The 22,012-nt window shown below is 68.8% G+C and carries 27 protein-coding genes and 2 pseudogenes; 22 read left to right on the top strand and 7 right to left on the bottom strand.

Annotated features, from left to right (window positions below; genetic code table 11):
* Positions 1-369 precede the first annotated feature (369 nt).
* From DFR74_RS21225 to DFR74_RS21215, 3 genes are read left to right on the top strand one after another with little or no spacing between them, the layout of a single operon-like run.
* Positions 370-1,353 carry a daunorubicin/doxorubicin resistance ABC transporter ATP-binding protein DrrA gene (locus DFR74_RS21225; RefSeq protein WP_067507642.1) on the top strand — a complete coding sequence of 328 codons (984 nt, stop codon included), beginning with the start codon at positions 370-372 and terminating at the stop codon, positions 1,351-1,353.
* The gene (locus tag DFR74_RS21220; RefSeq protein ID WP_067507640.1) at positions 1,350-2,165 is read left to right on the top strand and encodes an ABC transporter permease; all 816 of its coding nucleotides are present in this window, start codon (positions 1,350-1,352) and stop codon (positions 2,163-2,165) included. Before DFR74_RS21225 ends, DFR74_RS21220 begins: the two co-directional genes overlap by 4 nt.
* The gene (locus DFR74_RS21215; protein ID WP_113975223.1) at positions 2,162-3,016 is read left to right on the top strand and encodes an ABC transporter permease; all 855 of its coding nucleotides are present in this window, start codon (positions 2,162-2,164) and stop codon (positions 3,014-3,016) included. The genes DFR74_RS21220 and DFR74_RS21215 overlap by 4 nt, the downstream gene beginning before the upstream one ends.
* Position 3,017: 1 nt before the next feature.
* On the opposite strand, the gene DFR74_RS21210 is transcribed toward DFR74_RS21215, so the two are convergent.
* A complete protein-coding gene (locus tag DFR74_RS21210) occupies positions 3,018-4,220 on the bottom strand; it encodes a lycopene cyclase family protein (RefSeq protein WP_067507637.1) in 1,203 nt (400 codons plus the stop codon).
* Positions 4,221-4,263: 43 nt separating this feature from the next.
* Complete coding sequence (locus DFR74_RS21205; RefSeq protein ID WP_067507633.1) at positions 4,264-4,740, bottom strand: hotdog fold domain-containing protein; 477 nt, start codon at positions 4,738-4,740, stop codon at positions 4,264-4,266.
* 580 nt (positions 4,741-5,320) lie between these two features.
* Between DFR74_RS21205 and rpsJ the strand changes: the two genes are divergently transcribed.
* From rpsJ to DFR74_RS21140, 13 genes are all read left to right on the top strand, one after another.
* Positions 5,321-5,626, top strand: coding sequence for a 30S ribosomal protein S10 (rpsJ, locus tag DFR74_RS21200; RefSeq protein WP_003938093.1), 306 nt, complete (start codon positions 5,321-5,323; stop codon positions 5,624-5,626).
* 14 nt (positions 5,627-5,640) lie between these two features.
* The gene (gene rplC, locus DFR74_RS21195; RefSeq protein ID WP_067507630.1) at positions 5,641-6,306 is read left to right on the top strand and encodes a 50S ribosomal protein L3; all 666 of its coding nucleotides are present in this window, start codon (positions 5,641-5,643) and stop codon (positions 6,304-6,306) included.
* On the top strand, positions 6,303-6,983 hold the full coding sequence (rplD, locus tag DFR74_RS21190; protein WP_067507627.1) for a 50S ribosomal protein L4: 681 nt from the start codon (positions 6,303-6,305) through the stop codon (positions 6,981-6,983). Before rplC ends, rplD begins: the two co-directional genes overlap by 4 nt.
* Positions 6,980-7,285 (top strand): 50S ribosomal protein L23, encoded by a 306-nt coding sequence (rplW, locus tag DFR74_RS21185; protein WP_029923608.1) that lies wholly within the window; start codon positions 6,980-6,982, stop codon positions 7,283-7,285. Before rplD ends, rplW begins: the two co-directional genes overlap by 4 nt.
* Before the next feature lie 33 nt (positions 7,286-7,318).
* Positions 7,319-8,155 carry a 50S ribosomal protein L2 gene (gene rplB, locus DFR74_RS21180; protein ID WP_067507624.1) on the top strand — a complete coding sequence of 279 codons (837 nt, stop codon included), beginning with the start codon at positions 7,319-7,321 and terminating at the stop codon, positions 8,153-8,155.
* 15 nt (positions 8,156-8,170) lie between these two features.
* On the top strand, positions 8,171-8,452 hold the full coding sequence (rpsS, locus tag DFR74_RS21175) for a 30S ribosomal protein S19 (protein ID WP_067507622.1): 282 nt from the start codon (positions 8,171-8,173) through the stop codon (positions 8,450-8,452).
* Positions 8,449-8,850: a 50S ribosomal protein L22 gene (rplV, locus tag DFR74_RS21170; RefSeq protein ID WP_067507619.1), complete on the top strand. Its 402-nt coding sequence runs from the start codon at positions 8,449-8,451 to the stop codon at positions 8,848-8,850. Before rpsS ends, rplV begins: the two co-directional genes overlap by 4 nt.
* Positions 8,851-9,636, top strand: a complete 786-nt coding sequence (gene rpsC, locus DFR74_RS21165; protein ID WP_067507615.1) for a 30S ribosomal protein S3 — start codon at positions 8,851-8,853, stop codon at positions 9,634-9,636.
* Between the two features lie 3 nt (positions 9,637-9,639).
* Positions 9,640-10,056: a 50S ribosomal protein L16 gene (rplP, locus tag DFR74_RS21160; protein WP_067507612.1), complete on the top strand. Its 417-nt coding sequence runs from the start codon at positions 9,640-9,642 to the stop codon at positions 10,054-10,056.
* The gene (rpmC, locus tag DFR74_RS21155; RefSeq protein WP_040794488.1) at positions 10,056-10,295 is read left to right on the top strand and encodes a 50S ribosomal protein L29; all 240 of its coding nucleotides are present in this window, start codon (positions 10,056-10,058) and stop codon (positions 10,293-10,295) included. The genes rplP and rpmC overlap by 1 nt, the downstream gene beginning before the upstream one ends.
* Positions 10,292-10,561, top strand: coding sequence for a 30S ribosomal protein S17 (gene rpsQ / locus DFR74_RS21150; RefSeq protein ID WP_067507609.1), 270 nt, complete (start codon positions 10,292-10,294; stop codon positions 10,559-10,561). The genes rpmC and rpsQ overlap by 4 nt, the downstream gene beginning before the upstream one ends.
* 408 nt (positions 10,562-10,969) lie before the next feature.
* The gene (locus DFR74_RS21145) at positions 10,970-11,194 is read left to right on the top strand and encodes a hypothetical protein (protein ID WP_147265867.1); all 225 of its coding nucleotides are present in this window, start codon (positions 10,970-10,972) and stop codon (positions 11,192-11,194) included.
* Positions 11,191-11,628 (top strand): PIN domain-containing protein, encoded by a 438-nt coding sequence (locus DFR74_RS21140; protein ID WP_067507603.1) that lies wholly within the window; start codon positions 11,191-11,193, stop codon positions 11,626-11,628. The genes DFR74_RS21145 and DFR74_RS21140 overlap by 4 nt, the downstream gene beginning before the upstream one ends.
* 63 nt (positions 11,629-11,691) lie before the next feature.
* On the opposite strand, the gene DFR74_RS21135 is transcribed toward DFR74_RS21140, so the two are convergent.
* On the bottom strand, positions 11,692-14,130 hold the full coding sequence (locus tag DFR74_RS21135; RefSeq protein WP_113975222.1) for a hypothetical protein: 2,439 nt from the start codon (positions 14,128-14,130) through the stop codon (positions 11,692-11,694).
* 275 nt (positions 14,131-14,405) lie between these two features.
* On the opposite strand from DFR74_RS21135, the gene DFR74_RS21130 reads away from it, so the two are divergent.
* Genes DFR74_RS21130 through DFR74_RS21120 form a run of 3 tightly spaced genes read left to right on the top strand, consistent with a single transcriptional unit; the run spans position 14,406 to position 17,144 of the window.
* The gene (locus DFR74_RS21130; RefSeq protein WP_067507592.1) at positions 14,406-15,476 is read left to right on the top strand and encodes an ABC transporter substrate-binding protein; all 1,071 of its coding nucleotides are present in this window, start codon (positions 14,406-14,408) and stop codon (positions 15,474-15,476) included.
* Positions 15,473-16,294, top strand: coding sequence for an ABC transporter ATP-binding protein (locus DFR74_RS21125; RefSeq protein ID WP_067507589.1), 822 nt, complete (start codon positions 15,473-15,475; stop codon positions 16,292-16,294). Before DFR74_RS21130 ends, DFR74_RS21125 begins: the two co-directional genes overlap by 4 nt.
* Positions 16,287-17,144 carry an ABC transporter permease gene (locus DFR74_RS21120; RefSeq protein WP_084537492.1) on the top strand — a complete coding sequence of 286 codons (858 nt, stop codon included), beginning with the start codon at positions 16,287-16,289 and terminating at the stop codon, positions 17,142-17,144. The genes DFR74_RS21125 and DFR74_RS21120 overlap by 8 nt, the downstream gene beginning before the upstream one ends.
* A gap of 19 nt (positions 17,145-17,163) precedes the next feature.
* Here the strand turns inward: DFR74_RS21120 and DFR74_RS38025 are convergent, their stop codons facing one another.
* Positions 17,164-17,406: a hypothetical protein gene (locus DFR74_RS38025; protein WP_369689991.1), complete on the bottom strand. Its 243-nt coding sequence runs from the start codon at positions 17,404-17,406 to the stop codon at positions 17,164-17,166.
* Here DFR74_RS38025 and DFR74_RS38020 point away from each other — a divergent pair.
* Both DFR74_RS38020 and DFR74_RS21110 read left to right on the top strand, forming a co-directional pair.
* A pseudogene (locus tag DFR74_RS38020) lies at positions 17,306-18,097 on the top strand (NtaA/DmoA family FMN-dependent monooxygenase); the annotation flags it as partial. The gene DFR74_RS38025 and the pseudogene DFR74_RS38020 sit on opposite strands and share 101 nt — an antisense overlap.
* Positions 18,098-18,373: 276 nt before the next feature.
* Positions 18,374-18,779 (top strand): annotated as a pseudogene (locus DFR74_RS21110) (MFS transporter); the annotation flags it as partial.
* A 350-nt stretch (positions 18,780-19,129) separates the two neighbouring features.
* On the opposite strand, the gene DFR74_RS21105 reads toward DFR74_RS21110, so the two are convergent.
* The gene (locus DFR74_RS21105) at positions 19,130-19,873 is read right to left on the bottom strand and encodes a CPBP family intramembrane glutamic endopeptidase (RefSeq protein WP_084537491.1); all 744 of its coding nucleotides are present in this window, start codon (positions 19,871-19,873) and stop codon (positions 19,130-19,132) included.
* Between the two features lie 194 nt (positions 19,874-20,067).
* Here DFR74_RS21105 and DFR74_RS21100 point away from each other — a divergent pair, with 194 nt between their 5' ends.
* Complete coding sequence (locus tag DFR74_RS21100) at positions 20,068-20,469, top strand: hypothetical protein (RefSeq protein WP_067507581.1); 402 nt, start codon at positions 20,068-20,070, stop codon at positions 20,467-20,469.
* Here DFR74_RS21100 and DFR74_RS21095 read toward each other — a convergent pair.
* Together DFR74_RS21095 and DFR74_RS21090 are read right to left on the bottom strand one after the other, a co-directional pair.
* Entirely contained in the window at positions 20,466-21,398 is a 933-nt protein-coding gene (locus tag DFR74_RS21095) for an RluA family pseudouridine synthase (protein ID WP_067507579.1), read from the bottom strand. The two genes, DFR74_RS21100 and DFR74_RS21095, sit on opposite strands and share 4 nt — an antisense overlap.
* 108 nt (positions 21,399-21,506) lie before the next feature.
* Complete coding sequence (locus DFR74_RS21090) at positions 21,507-21,956, bottom strand: TIGR03667 family PPOX class F420-dependent oxidoreductase (RefSeq protein WP_084537490.1); 450 nt, start codon at positions 21,954-21,956, stop codon at positions 21,507-21,509.
* Positions 21,957-22,012 lie beyond the last annotated feature (56 nt).

Genomic DNA, 22,012 nt, shown 5'->3' with positions numbered 1-22,012 from the left:
TGCCCCCACCCGAATCGAGCCGACCCCTGACGGACCGTCTCCCAGCGCGGTCCCGCCACAGACGAGTGAGTGCGTTCTCCAGCCCCCATCAAGCAGACTATGGTGACCACCCGATGCCGACAAGGTCGCCTCGGCGCGCCGTGTCGGCTCGCCGCCCGGCGGACCAGCGTTGATTGCGGACGGCTCTGGCCCGGCGGAACAAATGTGACCAATGGCACATTTGAACGCGCGGCGAGTGGGTACCGATCGGACGCCCGACCGAAATCCCGGCGACCGGTAACATCACGCCCGGCGGTGCGGATCACCACCCCGACGCACCCGCGCGTCCCGGCGACCCCGTCGCCGGCCCCGGCCGATAGTGGAGAGTTGATGCCGAGCGAGAACACAGCAGAGTCGCCGGAGCGCGAACCCGCGGTCCGCGTCGAGGACGTGCGCAAATCCTTCGGCGATGTGCACGCGCTGCAAGGCATCAGTTTCACCGCCGCCACGGCGAGCGTGCTCGGCATCCTCGGCCCCAACGGCGCGGGCAAGACCACCACCGTCAAGATCCTCTCCACGCTGCTGCGCCCCGACTCCGGCACCGCGGTCGTCGCGGGCCACGACGTGCGCGCCGACCCGGCGGGTGTGCGCCGGTCGATCATGATGACCGGCCAGTACGCCGCGCTCGACGAGAACCTCTCCGGCCGCGAGAACCTGGAGCTGTTCGGCCGCCTCATGGGCCTCAACCGCGCCACCGCCCGCCGGCGCGCCGACACCTTGCTCGAGGAATTCGACCTGGTGAGCGCGGGTAAGCGCGCGGTGCGCCACTACTCCGGCGGTATGCGCCGCCGCGTCGACATCGCCTGCGGCCTGGTGGTGCGCCCCGAGGTGGTCTTCCTCGACGAGCCCACCACCGGACTCGACCCGCGCAGCCGCCAGGGCGTGTGGGACCTGGTGAACATCCTCAAGGGCCAGGGCATCACGGTGCTGCTCACCACGCAGTACCTCGAAGAGGCCGACGTGCTCAGCGACAACATCATCGTCATCGACCGGGGCACCGTCATCGCCGAGGGCACCGCCGAGGAACTCAAGGAGAAGACCGGCGGCAGCTACTGCGAGGTGGTGCCGCTGGATCCGAAACAACTGCGGACCGCCGCCGACGCGCTCGGCGACCTGGTGCCCGCGGCCGTCGCCGCCGAACTCGACGGGCAGGACCGCCTGTCCATCCCGGCGCCCGACGGCGCCGCCACCCTCGCCGAGGCGCTGCGCAGGCTCGACAGCGCCGGCGTGGTGCTGGCCGACATCGCGTTGCGCAGGCCCTCGCTCGACGACGTATTCCTCTCGCTCACCGGTCATTCGGGCGGGCATTCGTGACCGTCACCGAACCCGCGCCCCCCGCGCCGGGGCTCTTCGCCGCGCTACCGGTGGCCGAACCGTCGTCCTTCGCGCAGTGGCGCGCCCTCACCGGCCGCGTGGTGCGGACCATGGCGACCAAGGGCGAACTGATCGTCGCCTTCGTGACGCCACTGGTGTTCACGCTCGGCTTCTACCTGCCGCTGCGGTTCGTGATGAACCTCCAGGGCATCGACTACGCGCAGTTCGTCATGCCGATCATCGTGTTGCAGACCATGGCCTTCACCATGCTCTCCAACTCCCAGCTCGCCGCCTTCGAGGCGCTGACGGGGTTGAGCAGCAGGTTGCAGACCATGCCGATCGGGATCCTGGTGCCGTTCACCTCGCGCATCTGCGCGGGCATGGTGCGCTCCTGCGTCTCGCTCACCGGCGCGGTGCTGTTCGGGCACATGATCGGCTTCCGGTTCGAGGCGGGCTGGGGCCAAGCCGTGCTGTTCTGCGCGTTCTCCCTGGCCGTCGGCACCGTGCTCGCGATCGGCGCCGACGGACTGGGCAGCCTGACCAAGAGCCCCGAACAGCTCAGCCAGGCGCTCACCCTGCCCACGCTGATCTTCGGCATGCTCTCCTGCGGCTTCGTGCCCGAGACCGCGTTCCCGGAGTGGATCCAGCCGTTCGTGCGCAACCAGCCCATCTCGCAGCTGTCCTTCGCGCTGCGCGATATGGCCGGTGACGGCGTGACGTGGGAGGTGTTCTGGGTGCCGCTGGTGTGGGTGGTCGGCGCGGCGGTGGTGTTCACCCCGTTCGCGATCTGGGCGAGTGTGAGGCGAGCATGACGGTGACGAACACGACCGAGCGAGCCGCCGACACGGTGGACTTCCAGCCGCTGCCCGAGGTCACCGCGAAGTCCGAATACGCCGTGAGCACCTGGGCGCGCCAGAGTGTCTTGCAGTGCAAGCGGCTGCTGATCGGCTGGGTGCGCGACCCCTCGACCACCATCCAGACGCTGATCTATCCGGCGCTGACCCTGCTGATGTTCGACATCGTGCTGGGCGGGACCATCACCAATAACACCGGCATCGAGGCGATCTACGGCCAGGTCTCGATGATCACCCTGATCGCGGCCATGGCCGGCGCCGTGGTGAGCGCGCTGGGCTTCAAGGTGGAGAAGGCCAGCGGACTGCTGAGCCGCTTCTACACCATGCCGGTCAACCGCGCGGCCGGGCTCACCGGCCGGTTGCTGGCCGAGGCGGTGCGCGTGCTGGTCACCACGCTGTTCGTGCTGGCCGTGGGCCTGGCGCTGGGCTTCCGGTTCACCCAGGGGCCGCTCGCGGCGCTGGCGCTGATCGGCATCCCGGTGCTGTTCGGCATCAGTTTCGCGGTGCTGGTGACGGCGCTGGCCACCTTCACCGAGGGCATCATGCTGGTGAGCGTCATCTCGATCTTCAACAGCCTGCTGATGTTCTTCAACACCGGCTTCGTGCCCGTCTTCGCCTATCCCACCTGGTTGCAGGATGTGGTCGGCAACCAGCCGATGAGCACCGCCATCGAAGCTATGCGCGGGCTCTCGGCGGGCGGGCCCGTGGCCGAGCCGATGCTCAAGACGCTGGCTTGGACCATCGGCATGATCGCCGTGTTCGCCTGGCCCGCCATTCGCGGCTACCGCCGCGCGGCCGAGACCGCCTAGTTCAGCCGGTCGCCTGGTCGACGTCCGACGGCGTGCGCGCCGGGGCGAACTCGTGGTCGAGCCAGCGGTCGCGGTTGGTCCAGCCCACCAGGTCGTAGCGCCAGCGGAACGGCCAGGTGTGGGCGACGGTGTTGAACAGCACCGCGCCCAGGGCGGCGTAGTCGTCGTGCCGGGAGAGCAGGGCCCGCTGTCCGCGCTCGGATTCGGTGAAGAACGCCTCGAACATGGCGATCGACTGGTCGGTGGTGAGCCGGCCGAGGCCGAACAGCCCGCGCATCCGCATCCAGTAGACCAACCGCGCCCGCCACGGCCACAGCGCCGCCACCGGGTCGCGGCCGGTGCGCAGCGCGTCCACGGCCGTGTCCACCAGCGCGAGCGAGTCGGCCACGCTGTAGCCGGTGCAGGGGTGCATCATGCCGCCGCGCGAACCGAACGGAATCGCCCGCGCCGTGCCCTTTTTCGGCGGCGGCTGGTCGAGCGGGTAGTGCGCGGCCTCGCTCGGTTCGTCGCCGGTGAGGCGGATGCCGTGCGCGGCGAGCCGGTTCAGCGTGCGCCTGCGCAGCTCGTGCTGCGGCATTCCGCCGCGCAGCCCGAGGCTGGTCTCTTCGAAGATCACCGTGCCGTCGCCGAGCGGCACGGCGTAGAGGAACGACGGCGGCTCGTCGGGGCCCGCGCCGTTCTCCGGACGCCAATCCAGCAGCAGCCCTTCGCCGTCGGCCACCATGGGCGCGGCCGTCTCGGCGTCGACGAAGATGCCGTGCGCGCTGGCCGCGCGCCGCTTGCCCAGCGTGGGCAGGCCGCGGGTGTCGAACACGGCGGCCGCCGTCAGCACCGTGCCGTCGGCGAGCTCGACCTCGTGCGCGTCCACCCGGGTGGCCCGGCCCGCGACCACCGTGGCGTCGTCGAGCGAGAGTGCTTCGTGCAGGCCGGCTTTCGACAGCACGCAGTACGGCCGTTCGATGCGGTGCTCGACCTTCGTCCACACCGTGGGGGCCTCGATGCGCTGGGCGATGGCGCTCGCGGGCAGCCAGTCCGGCAATTCGTCCACCCAGCAGGAGAACGTCGGCGGCCACAGCCGGTCGGGGCGGGGGTCGACCGCGGTGACCCGCAACCCGGCGCGCATCGCGCGATGCGCCAGCGCCCGTCCCGCGGGGCCGAGCCCCACCACGCAGAGATCGACTTCCCGGACCGCGCCGTCACCCATACCGGCATTCAATCCGCTCGCGTCGCCGCCGCGCAAGCACGCCCTACTTGGGGGTGACCCAGGTGGTGATGTCGGCGTGCACGACCTCGAGGCCGTCCTTGTCGTAGATGGAGACCGGGACCACCAGGTCCTGCCCCTCGGTGATCGCGTCGAAGTCGGGGATCTGCGGCAGCTTCGCCACCGCGCGCAGCCCCGACTCGGCCTTGGCCAGGTACTGCACGTTCATCGCCTTGGGGATCCACCGGTGCGTGGTGGGCACGGTGGCCTCGCTGAGCATGCCCATCGCCACCTCGGCCAGGTTGCACGCCGCGATCGCGTGGAAGGTGCCCAGGTGGTTGTGGATGCCGAACCACTTGGGCGAGGTCACCTCGCACAGTCCGGGCTCGAGCCGCACCACGTTCGGCAGCACCGTCCCGAAGTACGGCACCCGCGCCACCATCCCCAGCGAGAACAGCGTGTGCCCGAGCCGGTTGTCCGGCAGCTTCTTCCACCCGCGGTAAGTCGCGGTCTCTTTACCCATGGACCCTATCTTACTCAACGGTAAGATAAAGGGAACCACTGTCCCATACGGGCCGTTCTCGCAGGTGGGGTAGGGTTTCCTTCGCTCGGGTGGTGCGTGTCCCACTCAACACCACCCCCGATTTGAAGTCGCTCCCCGGCGTCGGGCATACTGTTCGGGTTGCCTTGCACGGGGTCGTGCCCGTTTCCTGTGGGAGCGGTCGCGTTCGGCGAGGCGTGCAGTACCAAACTCGTGTACCTCGCCGGAGTATCGGTGTGGGTACGTCCGGGACATCGTTCCGCGGCCCGAGATGAAGTTGCGATCCGGGAACGCAGAATGAGCGAAAGGGCGACACGCCCGACCGCGTGGACCGGAGAACCATGACAGATGAACAGCGGCGAAGACTGGGCGCGTCCCGGTCGTGGTCTCCACTGTGTGGGATCGAGCTCGATCGGGGCCCTGCGTGGTTACGCGGGCTGCCTCCTCCGGGCCAGTCCTCTCGAGCTGAGACGTCTTCGTGTGTTCGGGCTGTGCAAATTGAGGGTGGTGCGGAAGCCAGCTTCTGCGACCACGAAGGAAAGCGGAGAAAAGGACACTTAGCGTGGCGGGACAAAAGATCCGCATCAGGCTCAAGGCCTATGACCACGAGGCGATCGACGCGTCTGCGCGCAAGATCGTGGAGACGGTGACCCGTACCGGGGCCCGCGTCGTCGGCCCGGTGCCGTTGCCGACCGAGAAGAACGTGTACTGCGTCATCCGTTCGCCGCACAAGTACAAGGACTCGCGCGAACACTTCGAGATGCGTACGCACAAGCGGCTGATCGACATCCTCGACCCGACGCCGAAGACGGTCGACGCGCTCATGCGCATCGACCTGCCGGCCAGCGTCGACGTCAACATTCAGTGACGGGGACTCGAGACATGACTGACAACAAGAACCGGCCTGCCGCCGGAATCCTGGGCACCAAGCTCGGCATGACCCAGGTGTTCGACGACAAGAACCGCGTGGTTCCGGTCACCGTCATCAAGGCGGGCCCGAACGTCGTCACCCTGATCCGCACCGAGGAGCGCGACGGCTACAGCGCCGTCCAGGTCGCCTTCGGCGCCATCGACCCGCGCAAGGTGAACAAGCCGGACGCCGGCCAGTTCGCCAAGGCCGGTGTCACCCCGCGTCGCCACGTCGCGGAGATCCGGGTCGCCGACACCTCCACCTTCGAGGTCGGCCAGGAGATCAACGCCGACGTGTTCGAAGAGGGCACGTTCGTCGACGTCACCGGCACCAGCAAGGGCAAGGGCTTCGCGGGCACCATGAAGCGCCACGGCTTCCGTGGCCAGGGTGCCTCGCACGGTGCGCAGGCCGTGCACCGCCGCCCCGGCTCCATCGGTGGTTGCGCCACCCCCGGCCGCGTGTTCAAGGGCATGCGCATGTCGGGCCGGATGGGCAACGACCGCGTCACCACCCAGAACCTGTCGGTTCACAAGGTGGACGCCGAGAACGGCCTGCTCCTGATCAAGGGTGCGATCCCGGGTCGCAAGGGCGGCGTCGTGATCGTCAAGAGCGCCGTGAAGGGTGGTGCGCACGCATGACCGTGAACACTGAGAAGAAGGCCGCGAACCTCACCGTCGCGGTGAAGGCTCCCGGCGGCAAGACCGAGGGCACCGTCGATCTCCCCGCCGAGATCTTCGACGTGACCGCGAACATCGCGCTGATGCACCAGGTCGTCGTGGCCCAGCAGGCCGCGGCCCGCCAGGGCACGCACGCCACCAAGACCCGCGGCGAGGTCCGCGGCGGTGGCAAGAAGCCGTACCGCCAGAAGGGCACCGGCCGCGCCCGCCAGGGCTCGACCCGCGCGCCGCAGTTCGCCGGCGGTGGCACCGTCCACGGCCCGCAGCCGCGCGACTACAGCCAGCGCACCCCGAAGAAGATGAAGGTCGCCGCCCTGCGTGGCGCCCTGTCCGACCGGGCTCGCAACGAGCGCATCCACGTGGTCACCGAGCTGGTGGCGGGTCAGACCCCGTCCACCAAGTCGGCCAAGAGCTTCCTGGCCGAGCTGACCGACCGCAAGAAGCTGCTCGTCGTGGTCGGCCGCGAGGACATCGCCGCGTGGAAGAGCGTGGCGAACCTGCAGAACGTGCAGCCGATCGCCCCGGATCAGCTCAACACCTACGACGTGCTCAACAGCGACGACGTGGTGTTCAGCGTCGAGGCCCTGAACGCGTTCGTTCACGGTCCGGCCGAGGCGGCACAGGAGGAGAGCAAGTGACCACCATCGCCGACCCCCGCGACATCCTGCTGGCGCCGGTCATCTCGGAGAAGTCCTACGGACTGATCGAGGAAGGCACCTACACCTTCCTGGTGCACCCGGACTCCAACAAGACGCAGATCAAGATCGCCGTCGAGAAGGTCTTCGGTGTGAAGGTCACCAGCGTCAACACCGCCAACCGTCAGGGCAAGCGCAAGCGGACCCGCTTCGGTTACGGCAAGCGCAAGAGCACCAAGCGCGCGCTCGTGACCATCTCGGCCGACAGCAAGCCCATCGAGATCTTCGGAGGCCCGGTCGCGTAAGCGGACGGGAATCCAGAAAGCAGAGAAGAACTCATGGCAATTCGCAAGTACAAGCCGACTACGCCGGGCCGTCGTGGCTCGAGCGTCTCGGACTTCGCCGAGATCACCCGGTCCACCCCGGAGAAGTCGCTGCTGCGCCCGCTGTCCAAGACCGGTGGCCGCAACGCGCACGGTCGCATCACCACGCGGCACCGCGGTGGCGGCCACAAGCGGGCCTACCGTCTGATCGACTTCCGTCGCCTGGACAAGGACGGCATCCCGGCCAAGGTCGCGCACATCGAGTACGACCCCAACCGGACCGCCAATATCGCGCTGCTGCACTTCGCCGACGGCGAGAAGCGCTACATCATCGCCCCCAAGGGCGTGGTGCAGGGCACCCGCATCGAGTCGGGTCCCGGCGCGGACATCAAGCCGGGCAACAACCTGCCGCTGCGCAGCATCCCGACCGGTACCACCATCCACGCCGTGGAGCTGCGTCCCGGCGGCGGCGCCAAGCTGGCGCGCGCCGCGGGCATGAGCATCCAGTTGCTCGGTAAGGAAGGCCAGTACGCGGTGCTGCGTATGCCTTCCGGCGAGATCCGCCGCGTCGACGTGCGCTGCCGCGCCACCGTCGGCGAGGTCGGCAACGCCGAGCAGTCGAACATCAACTGGGGCAAGGCCGGCCGTATGCGCTGGAAGGGCCGTCGTCCCACGGTGCGTGGTGTCGTCATGAACCCGGTCGACCACCCGCACGGTGGTGGTGAGGGCAAGACCTCCGGTGGCCGCCACCCGGTCTCGCCGTGGGGTAAGCCGGAAGGCCGCACCCGCAAGCCCAACCGTCCGAGCGACAAGCTCATCGTCCGCCGTCGCAAGACCGGCAAGAAGCGCTGAAGGAGGAGGTAAGAAATGCCACGCAGCCTCAAGAAGGGCCCGTTCGTCGACGATCACCTCCTCGCGAAGGTGGACGTCCAGAACGAGAAGGGCACCAAGCAGGTCATCAAGACCTGGTCGCGTCGTTCGACCATCATCCCCGATTTCATCGGCCACACGTTCGCGGTGCACGACGGCCGCAAGCACGTGCCGGTGTTCGTGTCGGAGAACATGGTCGGGCACAAGCTCGGTGAGTTCGCGCCGACCAGGACCTTCAAGAGCCACGTCAAGGAAGATCGGAAGAGCAAGCGGCGATGAGCACCGAAACTCAGAACCCGACCGCGCGCGCGACCGCGAAGTTCGTCCGCGTGACGCCCATGAAGGCGCGTCGCGTCGTGGACCTGGTCCGCGGTCAGCGGGTCGAGGACGCGCTGAACATCCTGAAGTTCGCGCCCCAGGCCGCGAGCGAGCCGGTCGCCAAGGTCGTTGCCTCGGCCGCGGCCAACGCCGAGAACAACCTCGGCCTGAACCCGGCCACCCTGGTCGTGTCGACCGCCTACGTCGACGAGGGTCCCACCCTGAAGCGTTTCCAGCCGCGTGCCCAGGGCCGCGCGTTCCGGATCCGCAAGCGCACCAGCCACATCACCATCGAGGTCGAGAGCGTGCCCACCGCCGGCGGCGCCACTCGCAACCGCCGGAAGGGAGGGGCTGAGTAAATGGGACAGAAGATCAATCCCCATGGCTTCCGCCTCGGTATCACCACCGACTGGAAGTCGCGTTGGTACGCGGACAAGCAGTACGCGGACTACGTGAAGGAAGACGTCGCGATCCGCAAGCTCCTCGCCACGGGCATGGAGCGGGCCGGCATCTCGAAGGTCGAGATCGAGCGCACCCGGGACCGCGTGCGGGTGGACATCCACACCGCGCGTCCGGGCATCGTGATCGGCCGTCGCGGCGCCGAGGCCGACCGCATCCGCGCCGAACTCGAGAAGCTCACCGGCAAGCAGGTGCAGCTGAACATCCTCGAGGTCAAGAACCCCGAGTCGGATGCGCAGCTGGTGGCCCAGGGCGTGGCCGAGCAGCTGTCCAACCGTGTGGCGTTCCGTCGCGCGATGCGCAAGGCCATCCAGTCGGCCATGCGTTCGCCGAACGTCAAGGGCATCCGCGTGCAGTGCTCGGGCCGTCTGGGCGGCGCCGAAATGTCGCGCTCGGAGTTCTACCGCGAGGGTCGGGTGCCGCTGCACACGCTGCGCGCCGACATCGACTACGGCCTCTACGAGGCCAAGACCACCTTCGGTCGCATCGGCGTGAAGGTCTGGATCTACAAGGGCGACATCGTCGGCGGCAAGCGTGAGCTGACCGCCGCGGCGGCCGCCCCCGAGCGTCCGCGCCGGGAGCGTCCGAGCCGTCCGCGTCGTTCCGGCTCCGCCGGCGCCGCCGCTGACGCCGGTCGCACGGCCACCGCGGTGGCCGAGGCGCCGGCAGAGAATCAGGAGGGCTGACGCATGCTGATGCCTCGTAAGGTCAAGCACCGCAAGCAGCATCACCCCGGCCGCTCGGGCATCGCCAAGGGCGGCACCTCGGTCGCGTTCGGTGAGTACGGCATCCAGGCTCTCGAGCCCGCCTACGTCACCAACCGGCAGATCGAGTCGGCGCGTATCGCGATGACTCGCCACATCCGCCGTGGTGGCAAGATCTGGATCAACATCTACCCGGATCGCCCGCTCACCAAGAAGCCCGCCGAGACCCGCATGGGTTCCGGTAAGGGTTCGCCGGAGTGGTGGGTCGCGAATGTCAAGCCCGGTCGCGTGATGTTCGAGATGAGCTATCCGAATGAGGAGACCGCTCGCGAGGCCCTGCGCCGCGCGATGCACAAGCTCCCGATGAAGTGCAGGATCGTGACCAGGGAGGAGCAGTTCTGATGGCTACCGGTACACCGGCCGCAGAGCTCCGCGAGCTCACCGAAGACGAACTCGTCTCCCGCCTGCGCGAGTCGAAGGAGGAGCTGTTCAACCTGCGCTTCCAGATGGCGACGGGTCAGCTGGACAATAACCGTCGCTTGCGCGTCGTCCGTCACGAGATCGCGCGCATCTACACGGTCATGCGTGAGCGCGAGCTCGGTCTGGCCACCGGACCCGCCGACAAGGGAGACGCCGCATGAGTGAACAGGCACAGGAGCGTGGCCGCCGCAAGGTGCGGGTCGGCTACGTCGTCTCGGACAAGATGAACAAGACGATCGTCGTCGAGCTGGAGGACCGTGCGCGGCACCCGCTCTACGGCAAGATCATCCGCACCACCTCCAAGGTGAAGGCGCACGACGAGAACGAGATCGCCGGCATCGGCGACCGCGTTCAGCTGATGGAGACCCGCCCGCTGTCGGCCACCAAGCGCTGGCGCCTGGTGGAGGTCCTGGAGAAGGCCAAGTAAGCCCTCTCCTCGGCTGACGTCGAAAACCCAAGGCCCGCTTCCCCGTTCGGGGAGGCGGGCCTTCGGCGTTCCGGAGTGTCTCCCTCCGGACCCACAGACGACGTGCACCCGACCGCGCGCGGGACGCCGTACGTCACAGTGGCTGTGAGATTATCGCGGGTTCGGCCGAACGCACCCTTCAGCCAACCGAGGAGTCGTGGATGGCGCGTATGCACGTACGACCAGGCCCCGCCACGGTAGGAGTCGTCGAATGGAACGACGTTCCGATATCGACATCGAGTTACGCATGGATCTTACGAATGCCAGGCTACGGCGCACCTCCGTTGATCATCTATCACGTCGCCCGAGAATGCCGAATCCTGCACCGCGATCGTGGCCGATTGGTATCAGCACTGATACCATGGGTCCATGGCATGGACAATGCGGCTGTCAGAGGCGGAAGAGGCGGCGCTCACCGCGCAAGCCGATTCCGAAGGGCGTTCGAAACAGGAGATCACCCGTGACGCCGTGCGTGACTACTTGATGCGGCATCGTCAGTGGGACTCGCCGCTGGTCGGTGATGAAGAGACGTTCGACCTCGGTGGCGCGATTGGTAAGGACGATATTCGCGACGCGATGAATCGATCCGCATGATCGTCATCGCGGACACCTCGGGAACACTCGCGCTCTTCAATCGCTCCGATCCCGAGCACTTCGCAGTGCGACGCGCCGCCGACCAAGCCGGTGCGTTGGTGATCAGTCCGCTCGCGCTGACCGAGATTCACCATGTGGCGAGCGTCCGCGCCGGTCGCGCGGCCGCCGACGCGATACTGGCTGTGCTGGCTGACCGGATCGCCTCGACTCGTATCGTCGTCGGGAACACGTCGGCGGCCCAGATTCGTACCGCGCTCGACGTGCGAGCGAAGTACGACGGGCTCAACTTGGATATCGTCGACGCCATCTGCGTCACGCTGGCAGACGAGTTCGACACCGATGCGATTCTGACGCTCGACCGGCGTGACTTCCGCGCGATCCGCCCGCTGAACCGGTACCCCGCCTTCCGGATTCTCCCGGACGATTCGCAGTGACAACGACCTCGGCGACGCGATGGTGCTGCCGACGAGGTGAGGAGGTCGGTGGCGGGGGATTGCTCAGGGGAGGTCGGCGTAGGGGCGGCCTATTTTGTGGGCGGCCTCGATGACGCGGGTGACGGCGGAGGTGGAGACGCCGACTTCCTTCGCGATGCCGGGGGTGGGCCAGGATTGGTCGGCGAGGGTGAGGATTTCGGCGATCTGGTCCAACGGGAGGGTGGAGCGGCGCTGGTCGGCGATGGCGCGGGCGACCAAGCGGACCTCGTCCTCGGCGGTGTCGGGTTCGAGGTCGGGGGCGTCGTTCTCGTCGGTGAGGGCGCGTTCGGTGGCGAGGATGATCTCGGTGCTGCGGGGGAGTTCGGGTTCCGGTTCGAGGGTGAGTTGTTCGGGTTGCGCCGGGCGGTCTGTGGTCGTCGGGTGACGCACGTTGTCGTCGGTGGGGGCGTGGTCCGGGGTGCGCGGGCGGGCGGCGGGCGTGTGCTCGGTGGGCTGCGCCGGGAGGTCGGAGAAAGTCGGTTGGCGTGTGGCGTCGGACTGGTCGTCGGTGGGCGCGTGGCCTGAGTTGCGCGGGCGTGTGGTGTCGGTGCGGTCGTCGGCGGGCGCGTGCTCGGACCCGCTGGGTGGGCGGGAGGCCGTATCGCGGGTGGGAGCGGTGGGCGCGTGTCCGGTCTCCGGCCGGAGGTTGCGGACTTCCGCCCAGGACGCGGTGGCGAGTTCGGAGTGCGGATTGTCTTCGGCGGGCGAATAGGCGTGGGCGACAGCGCCGTTCGGGGTGCGTGGTCCTCGGGCGCCGGGGCGGGGATTCGGGCGTCCTTCGGTGGTGGCCGCGGTCAGGCCGCCGGTGACGAGGGAGAGCGGAACGGCGTGCACGAGAGGGCGATTCGCGGTCTCGGCGTGGTCGCCGCCGGCGGTGTCGCGGGAGTTCATGCTCGGCAACGCGTGCCCGTTGCGCTTCGGCGGCTCACCGCCGTTGACATGACCGTTGTGCGGCCGCGCCGGTGTGCGCTCGATGCGGAACTCTCGGGTGGTGGGGGCGGGCACGAAATCCGTGACGCGGAAGGGGGAGTCGGGAGCGCCGCCACTCGGTGTGTCGGTCGCAAGCTCACCGCCGTCGCACGGAGGGATCTCGGCGTCGTCAGTCTCGGACGCGGCGGCCCGGGTGGGTGTCGTATCGGAAGCCGTTGAGGTCTCGGGTGATTCGGGTGCTGCTTCGGGCGTCGGCTCGGACGCGGCGGCCCGCTGATCGGCTCGCAGGACCTCGTCGCTGATGCGCCGGGCGTCGTCTTCGGCGAACACAGCTGCGCCGTTGTGCGGCAGCGCATTCCGGCGACCGGAATCTGACCCCTTCGCGCCGGACGCGTGCCCTCGCCGGACCTCCTCGGCATCGTGCCGCGAAACCGGGTCGGGCCCAGCGACGGTATCGGTCGTCGGGCGCGGGGGGACCGCCTGTGCAGAGACGGATTTCGGTGCGGCGGCGTCTGCGAACGCCGCGGGATGGAGCACGGCCGGTCCGACCGCATCGCGGGACAGCCCATCGGCATCGTGGCTCGGCGCGCCCTCGCGGGCATAGCTGTCGCTACGCGATTCGGACCGACCGGTCCCGCGGTGGACAGCGGCGCCCGGCTCCCCGGTCGGGCCGTGCCCCAACGGCACCGCCCCCGTCTCCCTGCTCTGGTCGTACCCCAACGGCTCCGCCTCCCACTCCCGCACACTGCCCCGCAGGCGCGGCACGGCCGTGTCGTCGACGATGGGGATGCTGTCGATGAGGTGGGCGTAGCGGGCGGCGACCCAGGCGTGCAGCCAGATGACGACGCCGACCATGGCGGGGGCGATGGCGTATTCGGCGGCGCGGCCGAGGTTTCCGGCGGCCAGATGCGGGCCGCAGTTGAGGGCGATGGTGGTGCCGAGCAGGGCGACCTCGAAGAAGATCACCTTGCCGCGCGGCAATTCGCGACCCCAGCGGGCCGCGGTGGTGGCGGTGACCATGATGACGATGATCGGGATGGAGATCATCGCCTCGATGCCGTAACTGAGCCAGTACAGCGGATTGGTCATATCGCCGTCGGGCACCAAGTTGCGCTGCACGTTCACCCCGGCCCACACCATGCCGAGCACCACCACGCCGATCAGCGCGCGCGAGGACCATTCGGCGCGCCGGTACAGCTGGGCCAGGCGCGCGTCCTGATTCGCCACCCGCCGCCGCGCCGCCAGCGCCTTGCGATGCCAGCGCGCGTCGGCCGCCTCGGCGCGGCGCAGCCGGGCGGCGGCGCGCCGGTCGCGGCGCTCGGCGGACAGTTCGGCCCGCACAGCGCGCTTGCGCTGACCGCGCCGCTGCGCCCTGATCCATTCGGCGAGTTCGCGTTCCGCGGCGATCTCGCTGTCGGAGAGCACCTCCACCAGCGCCGTGTCGTGTTGCAGCGGCAGCTTCCCGCGGGCCGTCGCTACCCGCTGCGCCAATGCGGCGATCTCGGAATGGCCGGTCGACTGTTCGTCGGGCATCGCGAGCCTTCCCTGGAGCAGATATCGTGCCGATCAGTCGGTGGCGACACAGCATGCTCGAACATATGTGCGGACGCGATGAGAGTAATCCGGCGGCCCGCGCAGGTCAACGCGAACGCCGTCCCGAATCGCGAAAACGCACGTCGGAAAGGGTGTTCCGGCCGTGTCGCGCGCCCGTGCCCCGGGTTCGATTCTCGCGGATGCAAACGGTTCCCCGCGCTGTCGCGTGACGGCACCATGGTCGGACTTGTGTTGTTCCTACCAGGGGAATCTCGATGGCTTTCAAGAAGAAGACACTGGCCGTGGCGGCCATGGCGTTGGCGTTGGCGTTCGGGGTGAGCGCCTGCGGCAGCTCTTCGGACGAGGCCAGAACCGACGGCGACCGGACGGTCCTGCGCTATCAGGGCTGGACGGGCCAGGTCGGTTTCCACGAATTGGCCGAGGACCTCGGCTACTTCGCGAAGGTGAAACTGGAATGGGTCGGCGACACCACCAGCGGCCCCCAGGACATCCAGTCGGTCGCCACCGGCGATATCGACTTCGGGTCGGCGTTCAACGGCGCGGTAGTGAAGCTCAACGCCGCGGGCGCGCCCATCACCTCGGTGCTCAGCTCCTACGGCGCCGACGAGGGTGAGTTCACCGGGTACTACGTGCTCGAGGAGAGCCCGATCCGTTCCGCGCGCGACCTGATCGGCAAGAAGGTCGGTATGAACACCCTCGGCGCGCACCACGAATTCCTGGTGCGGGAATGGCTCGCCAAGGAGGGGTTGACCGCCGACGAGATCAAACAGGTCGAATTGACCGTGGTGCCGCCGGTGAACACCGAACAGGCGTTGCGCGCGGACCAGATCCAGGTAGCCGCGCTCAACACCATTCACCGCGAAAAGGCCTTGTACCGGGGCGGCATCCGCTCGCTGTTCACCGACAAGGATTTGTTCGGCGCGTTCAGCTACGGCACGTACGTGCTGCGCGATCGCTACATCGCCGAAAATCCCGACGCGGTCAAGGATTTCGTGCAGGGCACCGCCCGCGCCATCCGCTGGACCCAGGTCACCCCGCGCGAGCAGGTGATCGAGCGGGCCCGCCAGATCATCGGCAAGCGCAACCGCAACGAGGACACCACCCGCATCGAATTCTGGCGCAGCCCCGGCATTCCCGTCCCCGGCGGCGTGGTGGCCGAGCGCGAACTGTCCACGTGGATCGACTGGCTGGTCCGCAACGGCGAACTCGAACAGGGCAAGCTGAACGCGAGCGACCTCTACACCAACGAATACAACCCGTACGCGAACGGCACCTACGCTCAGGATGCCGGTCCCGACGGCCAGGCTTTGGCGGGTGCGAAATGACGGGTACTCCGAAACTGCGCTTGGACAACGTCACCAAGCGCTTCCCGATCCGCGGCTCCAAAGAGGAGTTCACGGCGGTCGAGGACATCAGCCTGGATCTGGCCGACGGCGAATTCCTGGTCCTGGTCGGCCCGAGTGGGTGCGGTAAGTCGACATTGCTCGACCTGCTCGGTGGGCTCGGCGCGCCCACGTCGGGCTCGATCGAACTCGACGGGCGGCCGGTGCGCGGGCCCGGACTCGATCGCGGCATCGTCTTCCAGCAGTACGCGTTGCTGCCGTGGCGCACCGCCCGGCGCAATATCGAATTCGGTTTGGAGGCGAAGGGGCTCGGTCGCGCCGAGCGTCGCGAATTGGCCGAGCACTATTTGGAATTGGTCGGCCTGCGCGGCTTCGGCGACCGGTACCCGCACGAATTGTCGGGCGGGATGAAGCAGCGCGTCGCGATCGCCCGCAGCCTCGCCTTCGACCCCGAAGTACTGCTGATGGACGAGCCGTTCGCCGCACTCGACGCCCAGACCCGCGAATCGCTCCAGAACGAACTGCTGCGGATCTGGCGGGCCACCGGCAAAACGATCCTGTTCATCACGCACGGCATCGACGAGGCCGTCTACCTCGGCCAGCGCGTCGCGGTGCTGACCTCGCGGCCGGGCCGGGTGAAGGCCGTCGTCGACATCGAACTGGACCGCGACGTGGAGGACGTGCGCTCCGAACCCGAATTCCACGCCCTGCGCCACCGCGTGTGGTCGCTGCTGCACACCGAGGTCGAGCGGGCGCAGGAGTACGAACTAGCCGCCGTCGAAGGAGCCTTCCATGGCTGATCTGACCCTCTCGGCCACGCGGCCCGCCGCGCGCCCGCACGAGGAACCGGCCGCGCGACCCGTCGCGTCGCCCGACCTCGGCCGGCGTGCCGGACGACTGGCCTGGCGCGTGGTGAAGCCGACGATCGCGATCGTCACCTTCCTGGCGCTGTGGGAGTTCGCGCCGCGCGCCGGGCTGGTGGACGAGGTGTTCCTGCCGCCGTTCAGCGAGGTCGTCGCGGCCCTGCGTGACCTGATCGCCAACGGTCAACTCGCCGAACATCTTTCGGCGAGCCTCTCGCGCGCCCTGATCGGGTTCGCGGTGGCCGTGCTGATCGCGGTGCCGCTCGGGGTGGCGATCGGCTGGTGGCGGCCGGTCGCGGACTTCCTGAACCCGGTGCTCGAGGTGTTCCGCAATACCGCCGCGCTGGCCCTGCTGCCGGTGTTCGTGCTGATCCTCGGCATCGGCGAGACCTCCAAGATCGCGCTGGTGATCTACGCCTGCACCTTCCCGATCCTGCTGAACACCATCTCCGGTGTGCGCACCGTCGACCCGCTGCTGGTGAAATCGGCGCGGTCGCTGGGCATCTCACCGATCCGGCTGTTCCAGAAGGTGATCCTGCCCGCCTCGGTGCCCACCATCTTCACCGGCATCCGGATGGCGGCGGCCGCCTCGATCCTGGTGCTGGTCGCGGCCGAAATGGTCGGCGCCAAGGCCGGACTCGGCTATCTGATCACCGCCTCGCAGCTGAACTTCCAGATCCCGAACATGTACGCGGGCATCGTCGCGATCGCGCTGGTCGGCCTCGTCTTCAACGGCGTGCTGGTCGCGATCGAACGCAGGCTGTCGCGCTGGCGGGCCACGAACTAGGACCACGATGACGAAACAACTACATCTCAACGCCTTCCTGATGGGCGTGGGCCACCACGAGGCCGCGTGGCGGCATCCGCGCACCGACGCGGCGAAAGCCTTGGACGTCAAGCATTTCCAGGATTTTGGCGCGCATCGCCGAACGGGGCACGCTGGATTCGGTGTTCTTCGCCGACATCCTCGCGGTCGGCCCGCGTATCGAGCACAACACCCAGGCGGTGTTCGAGCCGATCACCCTGCTGACGGCGATGGCGACGGTCACCGAACACGTCGGCCTGATCGCCACGGCCTCCACCGGCTACCACGAACCCTATGCGCTGGCACGGGCTTTCGCGTCGCTGGACCGGATCAGCGGTGGCCGCGCCGGCGGGAATCTCGTGACCTCGGGCGGTGCCGAGGAGGCCCAGAACTTCGGCTACGACACGGTTCCCGATCACGCGGGCCGCTACGAGCGGGCCGCCGAATTCGTCGACGTGGCGACCGCGCTGTGGGACAGCTGGGAGGACGACGCGCTCGTCCTGGACGCCGCGTCGGGCACCTTCGCCGACCCGTCCAAGGTGCACACCATCGACCACGCGGGCCCGCGCTTCCGGGTGCGCGGCCCGCTCAACGTGCCGCGTTCGGAGCAGGGCAGGCCGCTGCTGGTGCAGGCCGGATCCTCCGAGAGCGGAAAGGATTTTGCCGCGAAGTACGCCGAGGCGGTGTTCACCGCGCAGCGCACCCTGGCCCAGGGGCAGCAGTTCTACCGGGACCTGAAGGCGCGCGCTGCCGCCGGAATACTCACTGCGGCAACTGTCCTGGATGCTCGGCGTCGATCTCACCGCGCACGCGCTGGACGCGCCGCTGCCGCCGCTGCCGCCGATCGAGCAGATCCAGGGCAACAAGAGCCGCTACCAGCTGGTCGAGGACCTCGCGGCCGAGGAGTCGCTGACCGTGCGCCAGCTCATCGCCAAGCTGGGCGGCGGGCGCGGGCACCGCACCCTGGCCGGCACGCCCGAGCAGGTCGCCGACGACTTGCAGGCGTGGTTCACCGGCGGCGCGGCCGACGGGTTCAACATCATGCCGCCCTACCTGCCCGGCGGGCTCGACGACTTCGTCGACCAGGTGGTGCCGATCCTGCGCGAGCGCGGCCTGTTCCGCACCGAATACACCGCGACGACGCTGCGCGGCCACTACGGACTGCCGCACCCGGGCAACTGTTTCGCCGAGGCGGCGGATCGCTCCACCGCATGACGACCGGGGCGGCGCTGCGGCCTTTCGTCGCCTCGGTCTTCGTCGCCTCGGCGATCTTCGGGATCGGGCAGGGCCGCGGGCATGCCCGTGTTCGCGCTGCTGGCCCGCGATCTGGGCGCGTCGGCGGGCGCGGCCGGCGTGATCGTCGCGCTGGTCGGACTGGGCGCGGTGATCGGGGATCTGCCCGCCGGCCGGGTGGTGGCCCGGTTCGGGGAGCGGCGGTCGATCATCGGGGGCAGTGCGCTCGGCGCCGTCGGTGCGCTCTGCGCGCTGTTCGCGCCGAACCCGTCTGTGCTCGCGGTGGGCGCCGCGCTCACCGGTGTGTCGAACGCGGTGTGGGGTTTGGCGCGGCAGAGCTATCTCGCCGCCGCGGCTCCGCTCGCCGCCGCCGTCGCGGCCCTGGGGGTGGTGTCGAGCACGGGGGCGGCGCTGATGTTCCGGTACATCCCGAGGTTCGTTCCGTGGCCGTTGCCCACCGGTGAACTGGTGCGCGGATAGGACACCGCGCACGATAGCCGCGAGATGGACTCCGCAGTCCGGGATCGGCGTAGGCCTCGAGATCGCCATGGCCTGCGGCCTGCGCTACGCCGCCGACGCCGGGCACATCCGGCTCAGCCTCGGCGGGCGCGGCCGAGATGGGGCCATCGGGTGGAGCGGGTGCAGCGCGATGTGGCGAGCAGGCTGCACCTGCCTTGGCGCAGCCAGGTGAGGACCGCGCCGTGGAGGCGCAGGTGTGTTCGCGCCGAGCGCGGTCAGGCCAAGGTCGTCTGCCACACGACGGCGGCCGCCAGCGCTCCCAATCCGTTCACCGACCAATGCAATGCGATGGGGGCGAGCAGGCTGCCGCTGCGGTGGCGTAACCAGGTGAAGACCACGCCCGCCGCGGCGGTAGCCGCGACCGCCAGCGCGATGCCCGCGATCTGGCCGACGGCCCCGCCGGGCAGGAAGCCGGTGAGCCCGCGGTTGCCGGTGGTGAGGCCGAACGAGGAAGCGATGTGCCAGAGGCCGAACAGCAGCGAGCCCGCCGCGAACACCCCGCGCGCGCTGTAGACGCGGTCCAGGGTGCCGTGCAGGACGCCGCGGAAGGCGAGTTCTTCCGGGATGACGGTCTGCAACGGGATGACGATCATCGACGCGATGAGCGCGCCGGAGATGGTGGCGTAGCGGTCGGCCAGGAAGAACGGCCGGGTGACGGGCAGCAGCGCCCCTATCGCGACAGCCGCGAGCACCACGCCGACGGCGGCCAGGGCGTAGCGCGACCCGCGCCGCCAGTGCCGGGGCGAGAGCCCGAGTTCGGCCCAGCCCAGCCCGCGGCGGCGCACCAGGATCAGCAACACGACGGCCGCGACCGGCACGGTGACGATGCTGGCCCACGCCGTGGTGAAGTGGGCGATGAGGTTGGTGCCCGCCAGGACCACGATCACGACGGCTACATCGATATAGGCATGTAGTTTGCGGCGCGCGGGCGCCGTTTCCTCGGGAACCGTGAGAAGCACCCGGCCCAGTGTACGGACGGCTCATGCGCGGACGCTCGCGCCTGCGACACCCCTCACAGCGGTGCCGTGCGACACGGTCTCGGACCAATTTGAATGAAACGTGTTTCAGTTTTTTCGCGAAACCGGCCCGTAGTGAACTGGACGCTCGATACAGTCCGCTCGTTCGCACCCCGAGTCCCCCAGAGGAGTCCCGAATGAGCACCACCCGGACCCGCCGCCGCCTCGCCGCAGGCCTCACCACGCTGGCCGCCGCCGGCTGCGCGGCCGTGCTGACCGCGTCCTACGCGTCGGCGACCGTCGACAGCCTGACCGTCTCCTCGCGCGACCTCCAGGCGGGCTGCACGTACCAGCTCACCGCGAAGGTCAACCACTGGTTCGAGGTGTGGTTCTACGACAACGCCCTGGTGATCTCGGGCAGCCCGGTCAAACCCGTGAACGGCACGGCGACGATCCAGTGGAAGCCCGGTAAGTCGGGTACCCACACGCTGGCCGCGCTCCAGGGTCTGGCCTACGAGATCAAGGTCAACGTCGCCGAGCCGACGCTCACCGGCAGCGCCACCTGCGGCGCGGGACCGCTCGGCTGGATGGGGTCCTAGCCGCCCGCCCACCCGGCGTAGTCGTGCCAGGCAGACAGCGTGCGGGTGGTGTCGAAGCGGCGGGGTTCGCCGGAGATAGGGTCGGTGAATTCCAGTGTGGCGGCCAGCAATTGGAGCGGGCGCGTGAAATCGTCCACCGGCTTGTCGGTGAGCGTGGGATAGAAGTCGTCGCCGAGGATGGGGATGCCCAGGCCGTTCATGTGCAGGCGCAGCTGGTGGGTGCGCCCGGTGTGCGGGCGCAGCCGGTAGCGGCCCAGGCCGTCGCGGTGCTCGAGCAGGTCCACCTCGGTCTCGGCGTTCGGCTCGCCGTCGACCTCCATGGCGGCGAGCACGTGTTTCTCCTTGACGATCCGGCTGCGCACGGTGCGCGGCAGCGTGAGCGCCGGATCGTAGGGCGCGATCGCCTCGTACTCCTTGCGCACCGTGCGGCGGTGGAACATCGTCTGGTAGGCGCCGCGCCGGGCCGGGTTCACGATGAACAGCACCAGGCCGGCAGTCACCCGATCCAGCCGGTGCGCGGGCACCAGATCGGGGAGGCCGAGTTCCTCGCGCAACCGCACCAACGCCGTCTGCCGGATGTGCTGACCGCGCGGGATGGTGGCCAGGAAGTGGGGTTTGTCCACGACGAGCAGGTCGTCGTCGCGGTGCACGACAGTGATCTCGAACGGGACCGGTGTCTCGTCGGGCAGATCGCGGTGGAACCACACCGCGCCGCCCGGCACATAGGCGGCGTCCGGGGCGACGGGACCGTCCATGTCGACGATCGCGCCCTCGCGCAGCAATTGGTCGATGCGGGCCGGATCCACGCGGGGAAGGCGCTCCACCAGGTGATCACGCAGGGTCGCCCATTCACCGGTCTCCGGCAGTCGCAGCCGGGCCGGGTCCAGTCCGAACCGCTTGGGCAGCGGCGGCTGCTGCCTCCTTCTCATCGCCGACGACTCTAATCGGGGGGAGTGGGGGTGCGGTCGGCCGGCCTGCTGCCCGGAGCCCGGCGATGCGAGTGCCCACCGGCAGGTCCGGGCGCGGGCCGGGAAATGTCAGAAGCCGCGCAGGCGGTCGGGCACGATGCGGACGGGGACGGAGTAGTCGGCGAAGAATTCCTCGGCCGTCATCTTGATGCTCTTCAGGCCCTCGGTGTACTTGGTGACGTACGCGGTGGTGATCTCCGGGGTGATCGGCTCCTCCACCACGGTGGCGGTGCCGCTCAGGACGATGACGTTCTCGCCGTGTTCGGTGCTGTTGAGGTTGAGCGAGACGCGCGGGTTGCGCGCGATATTGCGCAGTTTGGGGGTCTCGGGCTGGCTGAACAGCAGAACGGACTCGTCGTGCCAGAGGAACCACACCGGATTCGGTTGCGGCGTCCCGGACTTGCCGACGGTGGTGAACCACACGATGGGCTCGCGGGCCAGGCGTTCGGCGGCTTTCGCGCCGAACTCGGTGGAGGTGTCCACGGTGGGGGCGGTGCGATCGGATGCCGTAGCAGTCATATTCGTCACCAACGCGGTGTCGTTCCGGCCGATTCCGATCGCCGCCCGATCCGTCC

Source organism: Nocardia puris (genome assembly GCF_003315035.1).
In the GTDB taxonomy this organism is placed as follows: Bacteria; Actinomycetota; Actinomycetes; order Mycobacteriales; family Mycobacteriaceae; genus Nocardia; species Nocardia puris.
The sequence above is the reverse complement of the archived record's forward strand: the minus strand, read 5'-3'. Positions and strand labels throughout refer to the sequence as shown.

Coding starts and splice junctions, on each gene's coding strand:
- DFR74_RS21215 (WP_113975223.1), top strand. CDS start 2,162: ATGACGGTGACGAACACGACCGAGCGAGCCGCCGACACGGTGGACTTC.
- rplD (WP_067507627.1), top strand. CDS start 6,303: ATGACCGTGAACACTGAGAAGAAGGCCGCGAACCTCACCGTCGCGGTG.
- rpsC (WP_067507615.1), top strand. CDS start 8,851: ATGGGACAGAAGATCAATCCCCATGGCTTCCGCCTCGGTATCACCACC.
- rplB (WP_067507624.1), top strand. CDS start 7,319: ATGGCAATTCGCAAGTACAAGCCGACTACGCCGGGCCGTCGTGGCTCG.
- rpsQ (WP_067507609.1), top strand. CDS start 10,292: ATGAGTGAACAGGCACAGGAGCGTGGCCGCCGCAAGGTGCGGGTCGGC.
- rplV (WP_067507619.1), top strand. CDS start 8,449: ATGAGCACCGAAACTCAGAACCCGACCGCGCGCGCGACCGCGAAGTTC.
- DFR74_RS21140 (WP_067507603.1), top strand. CDS start 11,191: ATGATCGTCATCGCGGACACCTCGGGAACACTCGCGCTCTTCAATCGC.
- DFR74_RS21120 (WP_084537492.1), top strand. CDS start 16,287: ATGGCTGATCTGACCCTCTCGGCCACGCGGCCCGCCGCGCGCCCGCAC.
- DFR74_RS21125 (WP_067507589.1), top strand. CDS start 15,473: ATGACGGGTACTCCGAAACTGCGCTTGGACAACGTCACCAAGCGCTTC.
- DFR74_RS21100 (WP_067507581.1), top strand. CDS start 20,068: ATGAGCACCACCCGGACCCGCCGCCGCCTCGCCGCAGGCCTCACCACG.
- DFR74_RS21205 (WP_067507633.1), bottom strand. CDS start 4,740: ATGGGTAAAGAGACCGCGACTTACCGCGGGTGGAAGAAGCTGCCGGAC.
- rpmC (WP_040794488.1), top strand. CDS start 10,056: ATGGCTACCGGTACACCGGCCGCAGAGCTCCGCGAGCTCACCGAAGAC.
- rplC (WP_067507630.1), top strand. CDS start 5,641: ATGACTGACAACAAGAACCGGCCTGCCGCCGGAATCCTGGGCACCAAG.
- DFR74_RS21090 (WP_084537490.1), bottom strand. CDS start 21,956: ATGACTGCTACGGCATCCGATCGCACCGCCCCCACCGTGGACACCTCC.
- DFR74_RS21145 (WP_147265867.1), top strand. CDS start 10,970: ATGGCATGGACAATGCGGCTGTCAGAGGCGGAAGAGGCGGCGCTCACC.
- DFR74_RS21135 (WP_113975222.1), bottom strand. CDS start 14,130: ATGCCCGACGAACAGTCGACCGGCCATTCCGAGATCGCCGCATTGGCG.
- DFR74_RS21095 (WP_067507579.1), bottom strand. CDS start 21,398: ATGAGAAGGAGGCAGCAGCCGCCGCTGCCCAAGCGGTTCGGACTGGAC.
- rplP (WP_067507612.1), top strand. CDS start 9,640: ATGCTGATGCCTCGTAAGGTCAAGCACCGCAAGCAGCATCACCCCGGC.
- DFR74_RS21130 (WP_067507592.1), top strand. CDS start 14,406: ATGGCTTTCAAGAAGAAGACACTGGCCGTGGCGGCCATGGCGTTGGCG.
- DFR74_RS21210 (WP_067507637.1), bottom strand. CDS start 4,220: ATGGGTGACGGCGCGGTCCGGGAAGTCGATCTCTGCGTGGTGGGGCTC.
- DFR74_RS21225 (WP_067507642.1), top strand. CDS start 370: ATGCCGAGCGAGAACACAGCAGAGTCGCCGGAGCGCGAACCCGCGGTC.
- rpsS (WP_067507622.1), top strand. CDS start 8,171: ATGCCACGCAGCCTCAAGAAGGGCCCGTTCGTCGACGATCACCTCCTC.